This window comes from Caballeronia mineralivorans PML1(12) (assembly GCF_001028175.1).
GTDB classification, from domain to species: Bacteria; Pseudomonadota; Gammaproteobacteria; order Burkholderiales; family Burkholderiaceae; genus Caballeronia; species Caballeronia mineralivorans.
This window is the reverse complement of the sequence record NZ_AEJF01000092.1, coordinates 24,223-44,387: the sequence shown is the minus strand read 5'-3', so window position 1 is coordinate 44,387 and position 20,165 is coordinate 24,223. Positions and strand designations below refer to the sequence as shown.

At 60.0% G+C, this 20,165-nt stretch carries 18 protein-coding genes; 6 read left to right on the top strand and 12 right to left on the bottom strand.

Features of this window, described 5'->3' with window-relative positions; all coding sequences use genetic code 11:
* Positions 1-21: 21 nt before the first annotated feature.
* Positions 22-1,221: a formaldehyde dehydrogenase, glutathione-independent gene (gene fdhA, locus EOS_RS14815; RefSeq protein ID WP_047847413.1), complete on the bottom strand. Its 1,200-nt coding sequence runs from the start codon at positions 1,219-1,221 to the stop codon at positions 22-24.
* A gap of 218 nt (positions 1,222-1,439) precedes the next feature.
* Between fdhA and betI the strand changes: the two genes are divergently transcribed.
* From betI to EOS_RS47070, 4 genes are all read left to right on the top strand, one after another.
* Positions 1,440-2,039: a transcriptional regulator BetI gene (gene betI / locus EOS_RS14810; RefSeq protein ID WP_047847412.1), complete on the top strand. Its 600-nt coding sequence runs from the start codon at positions 1,440-1,442 to the stop codon at positions 2,037-2,039.
* An 11-nt stretch (positions 2,040-2,050) separates the two neighbouring features.
* Entirely contained in the window at positions 2,051-3,520 is a 1,470-nt protein-coding gene (gene betB / locus EOS_RS14805) for a betaine-aldehyde dehydrogenase (protein ID WP_047847411.1), read from the top strand.
* A gap of 11 nt (positions 3,521-3,531) precedes the next feature.
* Entirely contained in the window at positions 3,532-5,220 is a 1,689-nt protein-coding gene (gene betA, locus EOS_RS14800; protein WP_047847410.1) for a choline dehydrogenase, read from the top strand.
* A gap of 676 nt (positions 5,221-5,896) precedes the next feature.
* The gene (locus tag EOS_RS47070) at positions 5,897-6,313 is read left to right on the top strand and encodes a hypothetical protein (protein ID WP_160312498.1); all 417 of its coding nucleotides are present in this window, start codon (positions 5,897-5,899) and stop codon (positions 6,311-6,313) included.
* Here EOS_RS47070 and EOS_RS48095 read toward each other — a convergent pair.
* The 7 genes from EOS_RS48095 to EOS_RS14760 all read right to left on the bottom strand — a co-directional run bounded on the left by EOS_RS48095 (position 6,235) and on the right by EOS_RS14760 (position 13,669).
* Positions 6,235-6,498, bottom strand: coding sequence for a hypothetical protein (locus tag EOS_RS48095; protein WP_047847408.1), 264 nt, complete (start codon positions 6,496-6,498; stop codon positions 6,235-6,237). The two genes, EOS_RS47070 and EOS_RS48095, sit on opposite strands and share 79 nt — an antisense overlap.
* 7 nt (positions 6,499-6,505) lie before the next feature.
* The gene (locus tag EOS_RS14785) at positions 6,506-6,946 is read right to left on the bottom strand and encodes a dihydroneopterin aldolase (RefSeq protein WP_047847407.1); all 441 of its coding nucleotides are present in this window, start codon (positions 6,944-6,946) and stop codon (positions 6,506-6,508) included.
* Complete coding sequence (locus EOS_RS14780) at positions 6,943-7,593, bottom strand: sarcosine oxidase subunit gamma (RefSeq protein WP_047847406.1); 651 nt, start codon at positions 7,591-7,593, stop codon at positions 6,943-6,945. Before EOS_RS14780 ends, EOS_RS14785 begins: the two co-directional genes overlap by 4 nt.
* Positions 7,583-10,585, bottom strand: a complete 3,003-nt coding sequence (locus EOS_RS14775; RefSeq protein ID WP_047847405.1) for a sarcosine oxidase subunit alpha family protein — start codon at positions 10,583-10,585, stop codon at positions 7,583-7,585. The genes EOS_RS14780 and EOS_RS14775 overlap by 11 nt, the downstream gene beginning before the upstream one ends.
* Positions 10,582-10,884 (bottom strand): sarcosine oxidase subunit delta, encoded by a 303-nt coding sequence (locus EOS_RS14770; RefSeq protein ID WP_047847404.1) that lies wholly within the window; start codon positions 10,882-10,884, stop codon positions 10,582-10,584. The genes EOS_RS14775 and EOS_RS14770 overlap by 4 nt, the downstream gene beginning before the upstream one ends.
* Positions 10,885-10,965: 81 nt before the next feature.
* Entirely contained in the window at positions 10,966-12,210 is a 1,245-nt protein-coding gene (locus tag EOS_RS14765; RefSeq protein ID WP_047847403.1) for a sarcosine oxidase subunit beta family protein, read from the bottom strand.
* 64 nt (positions 12,211-12,274) lie between these two features.
* Positions 12,275-13,669 (bottom strand): L-serine ammonia-lyase, encoded by a 1,395-nt coding sequence (locus tag EOS_RS14760; RefSeq protein WP_047847402.1) that lies wholly within the window; start codon positions 13,667-13,669, stop codon positions 12,275-12,277.
* 454 nt (positions 13,670-14,123) lie between these two features.
* Here EOS_RS14760 and EOS_RS48755 point away from each other — a divergent pair, with 454 nt between their 5' ends.
* Entirely contained in the window at positions 14,124-14,255 is a 132-nt protein-coding gene (locus EOS_RS48755) for a hypothetical protein (RefSeq protein ID WP_268760323.1), read from the top strand.
* Positions 14,256-14,525: 270 nt separating this feature from the next.
* Entirely contained in the window at positions 14,526-15,620 is a 1,095-nt protein-coding gene (locus tag EOS_RS14755; protein ID WP_047847401.1) for a GlxA family transcriptional regulator, read from the top strand.
* 51 nt (positions 15,621-15,671) lie between these two features.
* On the opposite strand, the gene EOS_RS14750 is transcribed toward EOS_RS14755, so the two are convergent.
* The 4 genes from EOS_RS14750 to EOS_RS14735 all read right to left on the bottom strand — a co-directional run bounded on the left by EOS_RS14750 (position 15,672) and on the right by EOS_RS14735 (position 19,844).
* Positions 15,672-16,571 (bottom strand): choline ABC transporter substrate-binding protein, encoded by a 900-nt coding sequence (locus EOS_RS14750; protein ID WP_407639139.1) that lies wholly within the window; start codon positions 16,569-16,571, stop codon positions 15,672-15,674.
* 135 nt (positions 16,572-16,706) lie between these two features.
* Positions 16,707-17,708 carry a GlxA family transcriptional regulator gene (locus tag EOS_RS14745; RefSeq protein ID WP_047847399.1) on the bottom strand — a complete coding sequence of 334 codons (1,002 nt, stop codon included), beginning with the start codon at positions 17,706-17,708 and terminating at the stop codon, positions 16,707-16,709.
* Between the two features lie 62 nt (positions 17,709-17,770).
* Entirely contained in the window at positions 17,771-18,673 is a 903-nt protein-coding gene (gene choW, locus EOS_RS14740; protein ID WP_047847398.1) for a choline ABC transporter permease subunit, read from the bottom strand.
* Positions 18,666-19,844 (bottom strand): quaternary amine ABC transporter ATP-binding protein, encoded by a 1,179-nt coding sequence (locus EOS_RS14735; RefSeq protein WP_047847397.1) that lies wholly within the window; start codon positions 19,842-19,844, stop codon positions 18,666-18,668. The genes choW and EOS_RS14735 overlap by 8 nt, the downstream gene beginning before the upstream one ends.
* Positions 19,845-20,165: the final 321 nt, after the last annotated feature.

Below are 20,165 nucleotides of genomic sequence, written 5' to 3'. Positions count from 1 at the left end.
CGACGTCCTGGACAGAGCCGCTTAAGCCGCCTTCAACATCCCGTGCGGGTCGATCACGAACTTGCGCGGCGCACCGCCATCGAATTGCCGATATCCATCCGGCGCCTGATCAAGCGTCACCACAGATACATTCACAATGTCCGCAATCGGCAGGCGATCCCACAAGATGGCCTGCATCAGGTTCTGGTTGTACTTCATGACCGGCGTCTGCCCGGTGAAGAACGAATGCGACTTCGCCCAGCCCAGGCCAAAGCGAATACTCAGTGCACCCTTCTTCGCGGCTGCGTCAGCGGCGCCTGGATCGTCAGTAACATAGAGGCCCGGAATTCCGATCGCACCCGCTACCCGCGTGATTTCCATCAGCGAATTCAGTACCGTGGCGGGCGCTTCTTCATGGTGTCCGCTGCTGCCGTGACCATGCGCTTCGAAGCCGACGCAATCGACCGCGCAATCCACTTCCGGTGTTCCGAGAATCGCCGCGATCTGCTCGCCGAGCGTTGCATCCTTCGATAGATCCACTGTTTCGAAGCCCACCTTGCGCGCGTGGGCAAGGCGCTCTTCGTTCATGTCGCCAACGATCGTACAAGCCGCGCCCAGCAAGCGTGCCGATGCCGCCGCGGCCATTCCGACCGGCCCCGCGCCTGCGATATACACGGTTGCACCCGGCTTCACGCCCGCCATCACGGCACCGTGATAGCCCGTCGGCAAGATGTCGGAGAGGCAGGTGAGATCGCGGATCTTCGCCATCGCCTGGTCGCGGTCGGGAAACTTCAGGAGATTGAAGTCGGCATACGGGACCATCACGTATTCAGCCTGGCCGCCAATCCATCCGCCCATGTCCACGTAACCATAGGCGCCGCCCGCACGCGACGGATTGACGTTCAGGCACACGCCCGTGTTCTGCGCCTTGCAGGTCGGACAGCGGCCGCACGCCACGTTGAACGGCACGGAAACCAGATCGCCAATCCTGAGCGTCTCCACGTCGCGCCCGATCTCGATCACCTCGCCGGTGATCTCGTGCCCGAGCACGAGGCCGACCTGGGCGGTCGTGCGGCCGCGCACCATATGCTGGTCTGACCCGCAAATATTCGTGGTGACGACTTTAAGAATGACGCCATGGCCGATCTGCCGGCCGCCTGGATCGACCATCTTCGGATAGTCGATGGATTGCACTTCCACCTTGCCCTGCCCCAGATACACAACGCCGCGATTACTGCTCATTGCCTGTCTCCTTAGTCTCGTGGACGATCTGCATGGCAAAACAGCGCCATGCACCGCCTAACGAGCGTAGTCCCGTCCTGCACCAGAGACGCGCCTCCAACGCGACATGGGTTTGGCTGAAACCGACATCGGCGGTTTTTATTGATTGACCAATCAATATAAAATAACTAGCATTCAGATGATGCTTTTGCTAACCGCTATATAGAAAGACAAGGCCCATGCCCAAGCTCGGAATGCGCGAAATCCGCCGGGCGCAGCTGATCGACGCCACGCTGCTCACCATCGACCATGCCGGTCTCGCCGGCACGACGCTGGCGTCGGTTGCGCAGCGCGCGAGCATTTCCACAGGTATCGTCAGTCATTATTTCGGCGATAAGGACAGCCTGCTCGAAGCCACCATGCGCCACGTGCTGCGAGACCTGTGGAACGCCACGTCACGCAGACGGCGGGTCGCGAAGGACGAACCGCGAGCACGCTTGCGTGCGGTGGTGGCGGCGAACTTCGATGCCGCGCAAGTCAGCAATCCGGTGATGAAGACGTGGCTCGCGTTCTGGTCGGAGAGCATGCACAAGCCGCAATTGCGGCGGCTGCAAAACGTCAACACGCGCCGGCTGTATTCCAATTTGTGCGCCGATTTTTCGAAGGCGCTGCCGCGTGTCGCCGCCCGTCGCGCGGCAAGCGGACTCGCTGCATTGATCGACGGCTTGTGGTTGCGCGGCGCGCTGTCGGGCGAACCGTTCGACACCAAGGCTGCCGTGCGCCTGGCCAACGACTACATCGACCTCGTGCTCGACACACGCGGCCGGACTCTCACCTAAAGGACTACGCGATGCCCACATTCGAATTGCAGCGCTTGTACATCGGCGGCGCCTACGTCGACGCCACCAGCGGCGAAACCTTCGACACACTCGATCCTGCGACCGGCGAAACGCTCGCGAGCGTGCAGCAGGCCAGCGCTGCGGATATCGATCGCGCCGTGCGCTCGGCGCGCGAAGGCCAGCGCGAATGGGCCGCCATGACCGCGATGCAACGCTCGCGCATTCTGCGCCGTGCAGTGGATCTCCTGCGTGAACGCAACGACGAACTTGCCGCGCTCGAGACGCGCGATACGGGCAAGCCGATAGCGGAAACACGCGCCGTCGATATTGTCACCGGCGCCGATGTGATCGAGTATTACGCAGGGCTCGCCATGGCAATAGAAGGCCAGCAGATCCCGCTGCGGCCCACTTCGTTCGTCTACACGCGACGTGAACCGCTCGGCGTTTGCGCCGGCATCGGTGCATGGAATTATCCAATCCAGATCGCCTGCTGGAAGTCGGCGCCCGCGCTCGCCGCCGGCAACGCGATGATCTTCAAGCCCAGCGAAATCACACCTTTGAGCACGCTGAAGCTGGCGGAAATCTTTACGGAAGCCGGCGTTCCCGCAGGCGTGTTCAACGTCGTGCAAGGCGACGGCCGCGTCGGCGCCATGCTCGCCGCGCATCCGGACATCGCGAAGGTATCGTTTACCGGTGGGGTGGAGACGGGCAAGAAAGTGATGTCAATGGCAGGCGGGTCGTCGTTGAAGGAAGTCACCATGGAACTGGGCGGTAAATCGCCCCTCGTCATTTTCGACGACGCCGATCTCGAACGCGCCGCCGACATCGCCATGAGCGCCAACTTCTTCAGCTCAGGCCAGGTGTGCACGAACGGCACGCGCGTGTTTGTCCAGCGCCCGGTGTACGAGCGTTTCGAAGCGCTCGTGCTTGAACGCGTCAAGCGTATTCGAGTGGGCTCGCCCACGGACGCAAACACCAACTTCGGCCCGCTCGTCAGCGCCGCGCAATTGCAGAAGGTTTTAGGTTTCATCGAAAGTGGTAAGCAGGAAGGCGCGCGGTTGATTGCGGGAGGATCGCGGATCGAGCGCGGCGAGTTCGCTCAAGGGCAATACGTTGAACCGACCGTCTTCACCGATTGCCGCGACGACATGCGCATCGTGCGCGAAGAGATCTTCGGACCAGTCATGAGCATTCTCGTCTTCGATGAAGAAGACGAAGTGATCGCGCGAGCGAATGCAACCTCGTATGGGCTTGCTGCTGGCGTGGTCACTGAAAACCTGGCGCGGGCGCATCGCGTCATTCATGCACTGGAAGCCGGTATCTGCTGGATCAATACCTGGGGCGAATCGCCCGCTGAAATGCCCGTGGGCGGTTACAAGCAATCGGGTGTCGGCCGCGAGAACGGCATCACCACGCTTGAACATTACACGAGCATCAAGTCCGTGCAGGTCGAGATGGGTACCTACCAACCCGTGTTCTAAGGAGCTGAACGATGAGCGCGAAGGAGTTCGACTACATCGTCGTGGGCGCGGGTTCGGCGGGTAACGTCCTGGCGTCACGTCTGACTGAGGACGCTGGTGTGAGTGTGCTGCTGCTTGAGGCAGGCGGCCCGGATTACCGTTTCGATTTCCGCACGCAAATGCCCGCAGCCCTGGCGTTTCCGTTGCAAGGCCGCCGCTACAACTGGGCCTACGAAACCGATCCTGAGCCGCACATGAACAATCGCCGCATGGAATGCGGCCGCGGCAAGGGACTAGGCGGATCGTCGCTGATCAACGGCATGTGCTACATCCGCGGCAATGCGCTCGACTACGACGGCTGGGCCGAACGAAAGGGCCTTGAAAACTGGACCTATTCCGATTGCCTGCCGTATTTTCGCAAGGCCGAGACGCGCGATGTCGGACCGAACGCGTATCACGGCGGTGACGGTCCGGTGCACGTGACGACATCGAAACCCGGCAACAACCCTTTGTTCGCCGCAATGGTCGAAGCAGGCGTGCAAGCAGGCTATCCCCGTACCGACGACCTCAACGGTTATCGCCAGGAAGGTTTCGGCCCGATGGATCGTACCGTGACGCCGAGCGGCCGCCGCTCGAGCACGGCGCGCGGATATCTCGATCACGCGAAAGGCCGGCCAAATCTCACGATCGTCACTCATGCGGTCACCGATCGCGTATTGTTCTCGGGGAAAAAAGCCATAGGCGTGGCGTATCTTCATGGCGGCGAACGTATCACCGCGCACGTTCGCCGCGAGGTGCTGGTGTGCGGCGGCGCGATTGCCTCGCCGCAATTACTGCAGCGTTCGGGCGTCGGCCGATCGACGTGGCTACGTGAGCTCGACGTGCCTTTGGTGCATGATCTGCCCGGTGTCGGAGAGAATCTTCAGGATCATCTGGAGATGTACATGCAGTACGAATGCCTTGAGCCCGTGTCGCTGTATCCCGCGCTGCAGTGGTGGAATCAGCCGCAGATCGGGATTGAATGGATGTTCAAGGGTACGGGGATCGGCGCGAGCAATCAGTTCGAGGCGGGCGGTTTTATCCGTACCCGCGACGACGATCCCTGGCCGAACATTCAGTATCACTTCCTGCCCGTCGCGATCAATTACAACGGCTCGAATCCGATCAAGATGCATGGCTTCCAGGCGCACGTGGGTTCAATGCGATCACCTAGCCGCGGCCGCGTGAAGCTGAAGTCACGCGATCCGAACGCGCACCCGAGCATCTTGTTCAACTACATGTCGGACCCGCTCGACTGGCGCGAATTCAGCGACGCTATCCGCATCACGCGCGAGATCATGCATCAGCCGGCGCTTGAGAAATATCGTGGACGCGAGCTGCATCCCGGTGCCGATCTCACAACGGACGATCAACTCGATGCGTTCGTGCGGCAGCGCGCGGAGACGGCTTACCATCCTTCGTGTTCGTGCAAGATGGGTTACGACGATATGGCTGTAGTCGACAATGAAGGCCGCGTGCATGGGCTCGAGTCGCTGCGCGTGGTGGATGCGTCGATCATGCCGCAGATCGTGACCGGCAATCTGAATGCACCGACAATCATGCTGGCCGAAAAAATCGCGGACATGATTCGGGGGCGTGAATCGTTGGCTCGCGTCGATACACCGTATTTCGTTGCGCATGGCGCAAAGGCGCGAAAGGCGGAGACAATCGCCGCCGTCTGATTGGCAGCGCTTATTGCAATTTCAGTTTTTATCTTTGGGCATCCCGGCTTAGCGGCCGCGATGCCTTTTTTGTTTCTGTCAAAGAATCAATCTCACAATACGTTTCGCTTAATATAACCATCTGAAATTCCATTAATTAAGAAGGGTCCGATTTCTACATCCTTACAGTCTTGCGCATTATTTATTATTCTATCCAGCGCGCTATCAAATTATCCCGAGTCATTAAAATCAATACACCGTAAATGCTGCGTCTTAATGAACGCTCACATCCTTTAAGACTCCTCCGATCATTACGCCGTACGCCTTAAGTGACAATGCGGCCACTCAAGAGACGACTGAATCTCCCAATGGTGTTCGCTCCAATCCAGGCACAGACCGCTATATAAAGCTTCCCTGTCTTTCACTGTATTCAACGACGAAAACTTCATTGCTTCGCGCTGAGCTTAGGCACGTTCGTCTATTCGAATCGAGAACAATCTCATTTCGAAACAGCGGAAATTCAATACCCAATAAACCCTTTATCCGATTCAATTAAATTGATCGCAATGACTTTCCGACATACAGAACGAAAAAGAATGTGCGTCACGCTGGGCGCTTGCCTCGCTCTGGTGACGAGGTCTATTGCATCGTCCTGTCATGACGCCATCAGCGCGCGCCGAATTGCTCTGGGGCAACCATGCTGACATTCAACGGATTACTCAACCGCCTGCTGGACGTCGTGCTGATTCTCGCCGGCGCAGCGCTAGCCTACCACGTCCGCTTCGGTGGATTCGCGCCGACGGGCTCGACCGCGATCATTGCTTCATCAGCAGGCTTCTCAGCGGCTGTCTCGCTCGCGTTGTTTCCGGCGCTTGGCGTATATCGGGCGAGGCCCGCAAGGTCACTGAAAAGCCTTGCCGGACACATTTTGTTCGTCTGGTTCGCTACGCCGATCTGCAGCTTGCTCGTGATTCGTGCTGGTTTCATCGCTGATGGTCGTGAGGCGATCGTTCAGCGTCGACACCCTGCGCTAAGTCACCCTTCAAGCCGGGCGCGCGCAGCGGTCGCTATGCGAGCGATTGTCTCTATGCTCAACCTCGCGGCAACCTTGTGAACATACTCATGATGGCGCGGCTCGAGCGGCGCGCCAAGATATTGCGCATGCAGATATCGGATCAACGCGATTCGTCGATGGCCCAGCACAAGGCTGCGGTCGAGCAATGCGAGCGCCGCATGGGGATCGTGTCGCTCGCACGCAAGCTGCGAGAGTCCGGCGGTTTCAACGCGCGTCGACGTCATGACCGTATCAGCGCGCGACCGCCGTATGTAACCCGATCGACGCTCGCCATGCATCGAAATCGGCACGATGCCAATCGAGCTCGACACCTACGCGCCGCGTGCCTTCGCGAATCTTCGGCTTGTACAACAGCAGCGTCAGCGCATCGAGCGCGGGCCATTCGGTGAACGACAGCGCCGCAATTTCAGCCGCCAATGTTTCGAGCAAACGAGTATGCGGCTTGCTCTCAAGATAGGCCGATACTCCCGCGCACCAAGCCTCGTAATCGATCAACTCGTGCGCGTTGTCCTCAGTCGGTACGCCCCGATAATGCAGGCTCGCGTCGATAGCGACCGGCTGCGGCGCGAGATGCTCCCGCGCATATAAACCGATGCGCGTGGGCACCACGAGCTCATCGACAACAATGCGCCAGCCGCGTCCGCCCGGGCTCATCGGTTCGTACAGTTTCATGACATCAGCGGCTCGGCCGCGTCGAGCATGATCTTCACGAAGTAGTCCGCGAAACTACGACGGATCACGAGCTCGAAATTGTCCTCGCCGGTCGGCACAATCGTCACCGACGCCTTGAAGTAATGGCTCTGCGCGCACTGGCCGACGCCGAACAACCGCGGATGCAGATCGAGCGGACATCCGCGAGCGAGGACATCGCGCGTACGCGTGCCGCTGATTTCGAGCACGGTATAACCGCTGCCAATATCTACCGCAGCAGCGAACAAACCCTTGAACGCCTCACGCAGTTTCGCTTCCAGCGGCGCCGGTTGCGTTGCAGAATGAGAGGCGGCCGAGCGCACGAGCCACTCGTCGGGACCGAGCCACATCAGGTCGTAACCGTTGCCGGCCGCCGTCGTATTCGGTTTCTCCGGCGGCTTGCAGCCAATCACCTTTTCCACCGCGGCAACAAAGGCGGCATCGCGCAGATCGCCGCGCAGATTGACAAGTTCAAGGAAAGGCCGCTCGACCAGGCGAAACGCTTTCGACGCACTCGCGTGATGTTTTTTCAGCAAATCATCGGCGCCCACTAGCGGGGACTCCTGCCACACGCCCTGCCCGATTGCGCGATCCACGACCGTCTGATTGCTTCTGTTTTCATTCCACATGTTGACGTGCTCCTTCGCTGTCGTAGAACACCGAGCTGGTGATTTTTGCCGGCATCTGCTTGCCGCCAGCGAGCGGGATCATCACCGACTCGCCGATCTTCTCGAGACCGCCCTTGATGACGGCCATCGCGATCGAGCGCTTTAAGATAGGGCTGAAATAGCTGGATGTGACATGGCCGAGCATAGGCGCTGTGTCACCGGTGAACGGACCCGACACGATCTGCGAGCCTTCGGGGATCACAAACGACGCATCTTCAGCAAGCAAGCCGACAAGCTGCTTGCGTCCGGCCTTCGCCGTATCCGAGCGAGTCAGCGAACGCTTACCGAGGAAGTCCTTTGACTTCGCGACCAGTCCACCCATGCCGAGGTCGTACGGTGTCATCGAACCATCGGTATCCTGCCCGACGATGATGTAACCCTTCTCGGCACGCAGCACGTGCATGGTTTCCGTGCCGTAGGGCGTGATGTCGAACTCGGCACCCGCGGCCATCAGTGCTTCCCACACAGCACGCCCCACGTTCGCCGGCACGTTGACTTCGTACGCGAGTTCGCCGGAGAAGCTGATCCGCATCACGCGCGATGCAGCGCCCGCCACCGTCCCTTCGCGATAGCTCATGAACGGGAATGCGGCGTTGGCGAAGTCGATATCGCGGCAGACCTTTTGCAGGACCTTGCGGCTGTTCGGGCCGACCACGGCGAACGTCGCCCAGTGGTCCGTCACCGATGCCAACCGCACGCGCATGTCGGGCCACTCGGTCTGCAGCCAGCGCTCGAGCCATGTCAGCACGCGCGCCGCGCCGCCGGTCGTGGTCGTCATCATGTAGTGCTGGTCGGCGAGGCGTACGGTCACACCGTCGTCGAAGATCATGCCGTTTTCGTCGAGCATCAGGCCGTAGCGGCACTTACCCACTTCCAGCTTGCTCCACGGGTTCGTGTAGACCCAGTTGAGCAGCTTCGCGGCATCTGGACCTTGAATGTCGATCTTGCCGAGCGTCGATGCATCGAGGATACCGACGCTCGTACGTGTCGCCAGCGACTCGCGCGCGACCGCCGCATGCATGTCTTCGCCATTCTTCGGGTAGTACCACGGCCGCTTCCAGTTGCCGACGTCCTCGAACGTCGCACCGTTTTCCACGTGCCATTCGTGTACAGCGGTCTTGCGAACCGGGTCGAGGAACTCGCCCAGCTCGCGGCCGGCGAACGTACCGAACGTGACCGGCGTGTAGTTCGGACGGAACGTCGTGGTGCCCGTTTCAGGGATGGTCTTGTTCAACGCCTGAGCGAGAATCGCCATACCATTGATGTTGCCGAGCTTGCCCTGATCCGTGCCGAAGCCCATCGCGGTGTAACGCTTCACGTGCTCGACCGACTCGAAACCCTCACGTGCGGCGAGGAAGATATCGGCGGCGGATACGTCATTTTGATAATCGATGAATTGCTTGGGACCGCGCGTTGCCATCTCGCGGCCGCCAACCAGCCACAGCGGCATCACCGGTGCTTCGCTGATCTCGGCTACTTGCACGGGCGTCGGACGCGCGACGATCAAGCCCGCTGCTCGCGCGGCGTCGACACCCGCATCTACGGCGAAACGGATCGCACGTGCCAGCGTGAATTCGCCTGCACATGCGCCTACGCTGCTCTCGGCCTGCATCGCTTTGCCCGGTACGAAGCAGAGTTTTTCGTCGTGCCAGTGAGCCTTGCCGCCTGACTGCGCGAACAAGTGTAGGATCGGGCTCCAACCGCCGGACACAGCAAGCAGGTCGCATGACAGATCCGCTTGCTTCACACCAACCGTGCCGTTCGAATAAGCGCTGACTTCAATCGATGCCACGCGCAACTTGCCATGCGCCACGGTAACAACCGAGCCGTTCAAGACCTTCACGCCATAGCGTTTCGCCTGGCCCTGCAAGGCGCCTTTGTCATCGGCGAGACGGGGGTCGACGACCGTCACTTGCGCACCTGCCGCCTTCAGATCCAGCGCACATTGATAGCCGCTGTCGTTGTTTGTAAACACCACCGCGTTGCGGCCCGGCAGCACCGCATAACGATGCAAATACGACGACACCGCCGACGCCAGCATCACGCCCGGCAGATCGTTGTTGCCGAATACGATGGGACGTTCCTGCGCGCCCGTCGCCAGAATGACCCGCTTGGCGCGCACTTTCCACAGCAGTTCCCGCGTGCCATTGCGCATCGATACCGGCAAATGCTCGGTCAAACGCTGCGTGATGGTTATCAGGTTGTGATCCTGATAACCGAAGGCCGTGCTGCGGCACAGGATCTTTACATCGGGCATCTTGCGCAGTTCGGCTTCTATCTTCTGCGCCCATTTCAAGCCCGGCGCACCATCGATCTCCGCACGATACGACAGCAGCGAGCCGCCGAGTTCCGGCTGGTCATCGACGAGAATCACGCGCGCGCCCGACAAGCCCGCCGCATGCGCCGCAGCAAGACCCGACGGCCCCGCTCCGACCACGAGCACATCGCAGTGCGCAAAACACTTGTCGTAGCGATCCGCGTCCACGTGTTCCGGCGCCTTGCCAAGACCGGCTGCATCGCGGATCACTTCTTCGTATTTCGGCCAGAACTTGCGCGGCCACATGAAGGTCTTGTAGTAAAAGCCCGCCGGAATAAACCGCGCGATCTTCTGATTCACCGCCATGCGATCGTTCTCGATGCTCGGCTTCGCGTTCACGCTCGTTGCAACCAGTCCCTGGTACAACTCGATCTCGGTAGCGCGCGCATTCGGCACCGTATAAGCGCCGGTTTCGAGCTGAACCACTGCATTCGGTTCAGCCACATCGGCCGTCACGATGCCGCGCGGCCGGTGATATTTCCAGCTACGTGCAACGAAATGCACGCCGTTCGCGAGCAGCGCGGACGCGAGCGTATCGCCCTGATGGCCCTGATACGTTTTGCCGTTGAACGTGAACGTGAGCGAGATGGCGCGGTTGATGCGCCCGCCTGTCGCGAGTCGGTCTTTCTGGCTCATTTCGATTGTCCTTCTTCTTTCGATTCCATCACGGCGAGCGGCCGGGCGAACGTGTCATAGCCCTGAAATGCGTAGCTCACGGTATCGCGTTGCGCCATGAACCAGCGGCGGCAGCCTTGCGCATGCATCCATTGCTCGCGGTGCACGCCGCGCGGGTTCTTGCGCATGAACAGATAGTCGCCCCATTCTTTGTCCGTGAGCTTTTCGGTGTCGAGCGGTCGCGCGATATCAGCTTCGCCGCCGCACGAGAATTCGGTCTCGGCACGCGGCCCGCACCAGGGGCATTCAATCAGCAACATCTCTTCTCTCCTTGTGTCGACCAGAGTTGGCGCTTTAGCGACTTATTCTGGTCCCATGCAACTCGTTGCAATGCGTGGGCGTTAGTGGGCGACGGCCGCAGCGCCGTGCTCGTCGATCAGATGACCCGTATAGAACCGGTCGATGGAAAACGGTGCGTTCAACGCATGCGGTTCATCCTTCGCGATGGTATGGGCGTATGCCCAACCCGAACCCGGCGTCGCCTTGAAGCCACCCGTCCCCCAGCCGCAGTTGAAATACAAACCCTTTACATCGGTCTTGCTGATGATCGGGCACGCATCCGGCGACACATCCACAATCCCGCCCCATTGACGATTCATGCGCACGCGCGAGAACACCGGGAACATCTCGACAATCGCCTCCAGCGTCCCTTCGATAATGTGAAAACTGCCGCGCTGACCAAAGCCCGTGTACTGATCGACACCCGCGCCGATCACGAGATCGCCCTTGTCGGACTGGCTGATGTACGCGTGGACCGCGTTCGACATCACTACCGTGTTGACCACTGGCTTGATCGGTTCAGAGACGAGCGCTTGTAACGGATGGCTTTCCAGAGGAAGGCGGATGCCGGCCATATCGGCGAGCGTGGAGGTGTTGCCCGCCGCGACTACCGCGACCTTCTTGGCCTTGATGAAACCCTTGGTCGTATCCACGCCAATCACTTGACTGCCGTTACGGCGAATGCCCGTCACCTGACAGTTCTGCACGATATCGACGCCGGCCTGATCCGCGCCGCGTGCAAAACCCCACGCAACGGCGTCGTGACGAGCCACGCCGCCGCGACGCTGGATGGACGCACCGAGCACCGGATAGCGGCTATTCAGATTGATGGTCGGCTCGATCTGCTTGATCTGTTCGGGCGTGAGAAATTCCGCGTCGACGCCATTCAGGCGGTTCGCGTTAACACGACGTTCAGTATCCCGAACGTCTTGCAGCGTATGCGCAAGATTCATCACGCCGCGCTGGCTGAACATCACGTTGTAGTTCAGGTCTTGCGACAGCCCTTCCCACAGCTGCATCGCTTTCTCATACAGCGCTGCCGATTCGTCCCACAGATAGTTCGAACGCACGATAGTCGTATTGCGCGCCGTATTACCGCCGCCGATCCAGCCCTTCTCGAGCACGGCGACGTTACGCACGCCATGTTCCTTGGCGAGGTAGTACGCCGTGGCCAGACCATGCCCACCACCGCCGACGATGACCACGTCGTATTCCTGCTTCGGCTCCGGGCTTTTCCACTGGCGTTCCCAGTTCTCGTGATACGACATGCCGTTGCGCAGCAGGCTGAATATCGAATAGCGGCTCATGGTGTTTCCTTACCCTTGTTAATCTCTCAGACTCGCTTGCAAACTCGCTTGCAAAGCTAAAAAATCAGCACTCGATGACGTTCACGGCCAACCCGCCGCGCGACGTCTCCTTGTATTTCGTCTTCATGTCCGCGCCGGTTTCGCGCATCGTCTTGATCACGTTGTCGAGCGACACGTAGTGCGTACCGTCGCCTTTCATCGCCATGCGTGCAGCATTGAGGGCCTTGATCGCTCCCATTGCGTTGCGTTCAATGCACGGAATCTGCACAAGGCCGCCAACGGGATCGCAGGTCATGCCGAGGTTATGTTCCATGCCGATCTCGGCGGCGTTTTCCACTTGCGTCGGCGTGCCGCCCATGACGGCGGCGAGCGCGGCGGCGGCCATGGAACAGGCCACGCCGACTTCGCCCTGGCAGCCGACTTCCGCACCGGAAATCGACGCCGTCTCCTTGTAGATTATCCCGATCGCAGCGGCCGTCAGCAGGAACGTGACAATGCCCTCGTCGGTCGCGTTGTGCATGAACTTCACGTAGTAATGCAGCACCGCGGGGATCACGCCGGCAGCGCCGTTCGTGGGTGCCGTGACCACGCGGCCGCCCGCTGCGTTCTCCTCGTTCACGGCCATGGCGTAGAGGTTGACCCAGTCGAGCATGGAGAGCGGATCGCGCAAGGACGCTTCCGAGTGCTGGCGCAATTGCGTGGAGAGATCGGCCGCGCGACGCTTCACATGCATCGGGCCGGGCAATTCGCCTCTTACCTTGCAGCCGCGTTCCACACACGCCGCCATGACGCGCCAGATCGCGAGCAAGCCCTCACGCACTTCACGTTCCGGACGCGATGCGCATTCGTTCGCCATCGTGACTTCGGCAATCGATAAACCCGTCTCGCGGCACACCCGCATCAGGTCATCGCCGGTGCGAAACGGATGCGGCACGCCACCGCCCGATTGCACGCCGTTCACGCGCGTGCCCTCACTATTGATCACGAAACCGCCACCGACCGAGTAGTACTCTTTTTCGACGACGAGCTGGCCGTTTTCATCGAAGGCCTGGAAGCGCATGCCGTTCGGATGCACGACGCTAGACCCCGGCGCACCCGGCATCAGCTTGCGGAAAAAACCGAGGTGCTCACGCTCGTCGAATTTCACCGCGTGCTTGCCGAGCAGATTCAACGTCTTGCACTCGCGGATCTCCCGCAGACGCGGTTCGATCGCATCCGGATCGATCGAGTCGGGGAGATTGCCTTCGAGTCCAAGCAGCACGGCTTTATCGGTACCGTGACCTTTGCCGGTCGCGCCCAGCGAGCCGAACAAATCCACCCGCACGCGGCGCACGAACGCGAGCAGGTTTGCGTCTTCAATATGCGAGGCGAAGCGGCACGCTGCGATCATCGGGCCGACCGTATGCGAACTCGACGGGCCGATGCCGATCTTGAACAGATCGAAAACGCTGACGTTCATGGGATGCCTTGTCGGTGGACTGCATAAGATTTCACTAGGTAGCCATTGCACCGCACGCCAATTTCCGCCGATAGAACAAAAACGGCATGCACGTGGGATGGCGGCGTCAGCACGACAAGGCGCGTTGGTGGCGAGGCGCATTAGCGACGATCGGCGGCGGAAACTGGCAAGTGGCCCGGTGAATGGAATGGTGATGGCGCGTCACGCATGTGACCGGGCCACGAATCGGGTATGAAGCAGAGACGGGAACTGACACGACGGTGCGACACCGCGGTACTTCGCAAAGTGCGCGAATTTTGGGGGTTCGGCGGCTATACAACACTTTCGCAACACTTTCGACGCAGGTCCTATTTACCCATTCCAGGTTGAAGAAACGCTGCGATACACTGTGCCGGCATTTTAAAATGCGCCCGAAACAACTCGCCATCAAACTCTCGCCCATCAGGTTCGTCCCATGAACAATGTTCTGAAGAAAGTCCTCGCGGTCCTTATCGTCGCTGCGGTTGCTGCACCGGCCGTGTCGTTTGCAAAACCGCATCATCATCACTACACGAAAGCCAAGCACGTCAAACACGTCGCTCATTAAGTTGGTTTCAAGGCGCTTACCAAGCCCGCTTTTAATGCTTTAAGGAATAGCCGGGCGGCCAGCCGGCTATGGGAAACGGCTTGCCCTGAATGGGGCAAGCCGTTTCCCGTTCTGACCCGCATACAAAATTTAAATCCGAATAGACATGACTGCCGCGTGAATCCCGTATTTCAAACCGCTTAATGGCAGTGATATGCTGACTAGTTACCGGGCCGTCACATCGCCCATCACCACTGCCCCGATTTAAGGCTGTACATCAACGGCAAGCGCATGAATCCCGCTGACCTTCTTCCCGCTCAATCGCCCGACACGGCGTCCAAACAGCGCATTCGGTTTGGCATTGTGTTGTTGCCGAATTTCACGCTGACGGCGTTTTCCGGCTTCGTCGATTTGTTGCGCCTGTCTGCCGACGAAGGCGATTTCAGCAAGCCGGTGCGCTGCTCGTGGAGCGTGATTGGGGAGACGCTTGCGCCGGTGCGCGCGAGTTGCGGCATCCAGATCACGCCGTGGGAAACCTTCGAGAAGGCTGAGCCCTTCGATTACGTGGTGGTCGTTGGCGGTTTGCTGCATTCCGGCGCGGGCGCGAGTGACGCCACGCTGCAATTCATCCGCCGCGCCGCGACGACGGACGCCACGCTTGTCGGCATTTGCACGGGCGTGTTCTCCCTGATGCGCGCGGGCGTGCTGGACGGTTATCGCATCTGTGTGAGCTGGTTCCACTACTGGGATTTCGTCGAACGTTTTCCTGGTGTGAATGAAGAGATGCTGGTGGCGGACCGGTTGTTCGTGATGGATCACCGGCGCATTACATGTTCGGGCGGACGCGCATCGATCGACGTTGCGGCAGCAATTCTGTTGCGCCATTTCGAAGCCGCCACCGTGCAGAAGGCATTGCGCATTTTGCTGGTGGACGACATGCAAAAGGGCAACGCGCCGCAGCCGCATCCCCCGGGGCTGGCGCCGGCGACGCATCCGAAGGTGAAGCGAGCGATTTTGCTGATGGAGCAGCATGTGGGGCGTTCGCTGACGCTTGACGAGCTTGCGCACAAGCTGGATCTGTCGACGCGGCAATTGGAGCGCCTGTTCAAGGCGGAGACCGGCAAGGCGCCGCAAGCCTACGCGAAGCAGGTCAGGTTGCGGACGGCCGCGTGGTTGCTGACGAGTTCGGACAAGACGGTGGCTGACATTGCATCGAGCTGTGGTTTCTCGGATGCGTCGCACCTGGGGCGTGAGTTCAGGAAACAGTTCGGGCTTCCGCCGATGATGTATCGCGAGCAACGTGGTACGGCAGCGCCAGGGGTTGAGACGCTGGAGCTTGCCGCGGATTTCGACGAGACGTTTCCGGGGCGCGCGCAGGCAATCTAGTTTTTCGTTCACGCCGGTGGAACTCGAAACCATCCACCGGCGCAAACAAGATTACTGGGCCGCTACATAAGCCTTAACCGCCGGCAGACCATCCTTTCCATCAAACGTCTTGACCCCGGCCAGCCACTTATCCAACACCGCCGGATTGGCCTTCAACCACTGACGCGCCGCCAGATTCGGATCGGTCTTGTTCATGATCGGCGTCATCACGTGATTCTCGATGTCCGTGGAAAACCGCAAATTATCGACCAGCTTCGCCACGTTCGGGCATCGCGCAGCATAATCCGGCGGCGTCACCGTCAACACCTTCGCTTCACCATAGTTCGGGCCGAATACATCGTCGCCGCCGCTCAGATAGTCAATCTTCATCGTCACGTTCATCGGATGCGGTTCCCAGCCAAGGAACACAATCCACTTCTTCTCGCGAATCGCGCGGCCCACCTCCACCAGCATGCCCGCCTCGCTAGACTCCACCATCTTGAACTTGCCGAGCCCGAACTGATTCGAATCGATCATCTTCTTGATCAACGCGTTACCGTCGTTACCCGGCTCGATGCCGTAGATCTTGCCGTCGAGCTTGTCGTAATTCTTGGCGATATCGGCGAATGACTTCAGGCCGCCGTTATATGCATAGTCGGGCACGGCCAGCGTGTATTTCGCGCCAGTCAAATTAGGCGCAGTCAGCACCTTGACCTGGCCGGCTTTCTGGAACGGCTCGACAATCGGGTCCATCGTCGGCGACCAGTAGCCAAGGAACACGTCGATCTGCTTGCTCTTGATACCGGCAAACGTAATCGGCACGGACGCGATGGTCTTCGTCGGCTTATACCCCAAGCCCTGCAGCACCGTGGTCGCAAGACCCGTGGTCGCGGCAATATCGGTCCAGCCCACATCGGCAAAACGGACGTTCTGGCACGTGGCCGGTTCGGCCGCAAACGCGCCGCCGGACATCGTGATATTCAGCAAGACAGCCAGCGCGCACGACGACGCAATTCCGTGAAATTTCATGTTTTCTCCCTGTTTTGGAAACTGCCAGACACGACGATGCCGCGCCTCAATCGGCGCAACACGCCTAAAAATGGATCATCAAGCCGACTGCCTGCGCTCAATACTCGGCGCGTGGCCAAATTGCGCGCGGTACGCCTTGCTGAAATGACACGGCGAATGAAAGCCGCAAATGGCTGTCACGCGCGAGATCGATGCATCGGTATTACGCAGCAGCTCACGCGCTCGCCGCAGCCGCAGCGTGAGGTAATAATGCGTCGGCGAAACACTCAGGAACATCTTGAACATGCGCTGCAAGTGACGCTGCGAAAGCTTCACGAGCCGCGCGAGTTCTTCCAGCGACAACGGCTCTTCAATGTTCGCCTCCATCAGCCGCACCACCTCGATCAGCTCGGCACGCGAGAACCCCACGCGCGCATCGACGGGAATGTGCTGGTAATCGGTCGTGCCGCGAATCCGCTCCACAATGAACTGCTCGGACACCTGCGCCGCGTGCGCCTGTCCAAGCCGCTGGCCGACCAGGTTCAGCATCAGGTCGAGCGGCGCGGTCCCACCCGTGCAAGTCACGCGATCACGGTCGATCACAAACAGTTCATCGGCGAATCGCACGTGCGGGAAGCGCTTATGCAAGGGCGACATGTCCTCCCAATGCACAGTGCAGCGATACCCATCGAGCAAGTTCGCCGCCAGCAACGCGTAAGCGCCGGTACATATGCCGCCAAGCGGCACGCCTTGCTCTGCCACGTGATGCAACAACGCAATCACCTTTTCATCGACGTAATCGCGTACATGCCAGCCCGCGCACACGATCAGCACGTCCGGCACGCCCGCTTCGGCGAGCGTCCTGGTCGGCTTCACGGTAATGCCGTTGCTCGCGCGCGCCGGTTCGCCGTCCGGCGTGATCACCGACCACGTGTAGTGCTCCGCGCGGCCGACATAGTTCGCCATGCGCAGCACTTCGATCGCGCTGGTGAACGCGATCATCGAAAAATTCGGCAGCGTCAGGAACCCGAAGTGCGCCAGCTTCGATAACGGTGAATTGTCAGGATGAATCCTGTCCGGCACCATCGCGTCGCGTTTCATCGGGTTTTTATCCTTGGGCTTAGCTTAGCTTCGCTGCCTGATTTAACCACTCACACTGATGCTTAACCTTGCTGTGCCGCCGGTGTGCGGCGCACGCGCATCACGCTGCGAATCCCCGACAACAGCGGCGCACGCGCCATGCCCGGCGACCGGCCGAAGCTTTCCGTGATGCGGTCGAGAATGATCGCGAGCAGCACCACCGACAAGCCGCTTTCAAATCCCAGCCCGATATCCAGCCGCTGAATACTCGCCAGCACGTCGTTGCCGAGGCCGCCTGCGCCGACCATCGAAGCGATGATCACCATGGACAGCGCCATCATGATGGTCTGGTTGACGCCGGTCATGATGGACGGCAGCGCGTTCGGAAACTGCACCTTGTAAAGTAGTTGCCACGGCGTGCAGCCGAAGGCCTGACCCGCCTCCACGATCTCGCGGTTCACATGTTTAATGCCCAGCGACGTAAGACGTACGGCAGGCGGCATCGCGAAAATAACCGTCGACAAGATGCCCGGAACGCGGCCGAGACCGAACAGCATGGCCGCCGGAATCAGGTACACGAAGGCGGGCATGGTCTGCATCAGGTCGAGCACCGGACGCACCATCGTCTCAACGGTTTTGCTCTTGGCCGTCCAGATGCCGAGCGGAATACCGAGCAACAAACTAATCAAGGTGGCGGACAGCGTCAGGCCGAGCGTGATCACCATCTCGTCCCAGAAGCCGGTCGCGTAGATCAGCAACAACGACAGCAGCGTGAATAGCGCGAACCGCCAGCCAACGCGCCACAAGCCGATGCCGACGAAGATCGCCATCATCAGCCACATCGGAATGGACTGCAGGCCGTGTTCAATCAGCGCCGCGAAGCTTTCGATAACTCTGCCGATCGCGTCGAAGGTGCTTGCGTCGTGGTCGAGCAGGTATTTGACGCCGTGATCGACCCAACTGCCGAGCGGGATAATTTCAGACATGGGAACCTCGATGTCGAGTCAGAGCCTTGAGAACATTCGCCTTGTTGACCGAACCGCAATACGATCCGTCCGCCTCGACCACCGGCAGCGGCGCACGGCTCGCCACCACCCGGCTGACGACAACGTCGAGCGGCGTGGTGCGTTGAATGCATTCGATAAGATTGATTTCCGGCGACGCCTGGCCGATCGCATCGCGGCACACGAAACCGCGAATCTTGCGCTCGTGGTCCATCACGAACGCGTAGTCGGCGCTGCCGTTGAGCGCCTGCGAAACGCTCGATGCATCGATCTGCGAACCGTGTTTCATCAGCGGCACGACGTCGGTCTGCATCAGGTCGCCGGCAGTCAGGTAACGGCTTGTGTCAATACCCTCGAAGAACGCGCGCACGTAGTCATCGGCGGGGTTCGAGATGATTTCCTGCGGCGTGCCGATCTGCACCACCTTGCCGCCTTCCATGATCGCGATGCGCGTACCAATGCGCAGCGCCTCCTCGAGATCGTGCGACACGAACATGATCGTGCGCTGCTGTTCGCGCTGCAGATCGAGCAGCACGTTCTGCATTTCCTTGCGTTTGAGCGGATCGAGTGCGGAGAACGCCTCGTCCATGATCATCAGCGACGGGTTCACGGCCAGCGCCCGCGCGAGCCCCACACGTTGCTGCATCCCGCCCGACAACTGCGCCGGCAACTTCTGCGCGAACGGCGCAAGACCCACTTGCTCGAGCACGGCCATCGCGCGCTTTTCGCGTTCCTTGCGCCCGATGCCCGCCACTTCCAGCCCGAACGCCGCATTCGACAGCACGGTGCGCTGCGGCATCAGTGCGAACGACTGGAACACCATGCTCATGTCTTTGCGACGCAGCGACGTGAGTTCGGAACGCGGCACGGAAGCCACATCGCGGCCATCGATCAGGACCTTGCCGGCCGTCGGTTCGACCAGCCGATTGATGAGGCGGATCAGCGTCGATTTGCCCGAACCCGACAGGCCCATCAGCACGAAGATCTCGCCTTCCTTCACCTCGAAGGACACGTTGTGGACGCCGACAATCTGTCCGGTGCGGGAGAAAACTTCTTCCTTCGTTGCGCCGCCGGCAAGCATGTCGATCGCCTGCTTTGGGCTCGTGCCGAACACCTTGCACAGGTTCTCGACCACGACCTTGTGGGAATTCATCGAACGCTCTCCTGGTTGGCGGACGTGCGTCCGCGCTATGCATACATAGTTGCCAGAAAAAAGTGCGGGTTGCCGACTATTTCCGACAGGCACATGTGGAAATACGACACCTCGATTTTCTTTTTTTGACGGGTGGAAAGCCGGAGCCTTGTGGGACAAGGGTTTGCGAGCAGTACGGAACCGCTTTTGGCGTTTTTTCCCGTGTCGCGCCAGTGCAAGTGGACGGCCGTTTCTTTACGTTTTTCCGGCTTTCATCGGCGATTCATCCGGGTTGCGGGGCGCTTTTACCGTCCGGTCAATCATATTCCAGGAATGCGGCTC

Excerpts from the sequence above, each read along its gene's own strand:
- fdhA (WP_047847413.1), bottom strand. The coding sequence starts at position 1,221 with ATGAGCAGTAATCGCGGCGTTGTGTATCTGGGGCAGGGCAAGGTGGAA.
- betI (WP_047847412.1), top strand. The coding sequence starts at position 1,440 with ATGCCCAAGCTCGGAATGCGCGAAATCCGCCGGGCGCAGCTGATCGAC.
- betB (WP_047847411.1), top strand. The coding sequence starts at position 2,051 with ATGCCCACATTCGAATTGCAGCGCTTGTACATCGGCGGCGCCTACGTC.
- betA (WP_047847410.1), top strand. The coding sequence starts at position 3,532 with ATGAGCGCGAAGGAGTTCGACTACATCGTCGTGGGCGCGGGTTCGGCG.
- EOS_RS47070 (WP_160312498.1), top strand. The coding sequence starts at position 5,897 with ATGCTGACATTCAACGGATTACTCAACCGCCTGCTGGACGTCGTGCTG.
- EOS_RS48095 (WP_047847408.1), bottom strand. The coding sequence starts at position 6,498 with ATGACGTCGACGCGCGTTGAAACCGCCGGACTCTCGCAGCTTGCGTGC.
- EOS_RS14785 (WP_047847407.1), bottom strand. The coding sequence starts at position 6,946 with ATGAAACTGTACGAACCGATGAGCCCGGGCGGACGCGGCTGGCGCATT.
- EOS_RS14780 (WP_047847406.1), bottom strand. The coding sequence starts at position 7,593 with ATGTGGAATGAAAACAGAAGCAATCAGACGGTCGTGGATCGCGCAATC.
- EOS_RS14775 (WP_047847405.1), bottom strand. The coding sequence starts at position 10,585 with ATGAGCCAGAAAGACCGACTCGCGACAGGCGGGCGCATCAACCGCGCC.
- EOS_RS14770 (WP_047847404.1), bottom strand. The coding sequence starts at position 10,884 with ATGTTGCTGATTGAATGCCCCTGGTGCGGGCCGCGTGCCGAGACCGAA.
- EOS_RS14765 (WP_047847403.1), bottom strand. The coding sequence starts at position 12,210 with ATGAGCCGCTATTCGATATTCAGCCTGCTGCGCAACGGCATGTCGTAT.
- EOS_RS14760 (WP_047847402.1), bottom strand. The coding sequence starts at position 13,669 with ATGAACGTCAGCGTTTTCGATCTGTTCAAGATCGGCATCGGCCCGTCG.
- EOS_RS48755 (WP_268760323.1), top strand. The coding sequence starts at position 14,124 with ATGAACAATGTTCTGAAGAAAGTCCTCGCGGTCCTTATCGTCGCTGCG.
- EOS_RS14755 (WP_047847401.1), top strand. The coding sequence starts at position 14,526 with ATGAATCCCGCTGACCTTCTTCCCGCTCAATCGCCCGACACGGCGTCC.
- EOS_RS14750 (WP_407639139.1), bottom strand. The coding sequence starts at position 16,571 with ATGTCCGGCGGCGCGTTTGCGGCCGAACCGGCCACGTGCCAGAACGTC.
- EOS_RS14745 (WP_047847399.1), bottom strand. The coding sequence starts at position 17,708 with ATGAAACGCGACGCGATGGTGCCGGACAGGATTCATCCTGACAATTCA.
- choW (WP_047847398.1), bottom strand. The coding sequence starts at position 18,673 with ATGTCTGAAATTATCCCGCTCGGCAGTTGGGTCGATCACGGCGTCAAA.
- EOS_RS14735 (WP_047847397.1), bottom strand. The coding sequence starts at position 19,844 with ATGAATTCCCACAAGGTCGTGGTCGAGAACCTGTGCAAGGTGTTCGGC.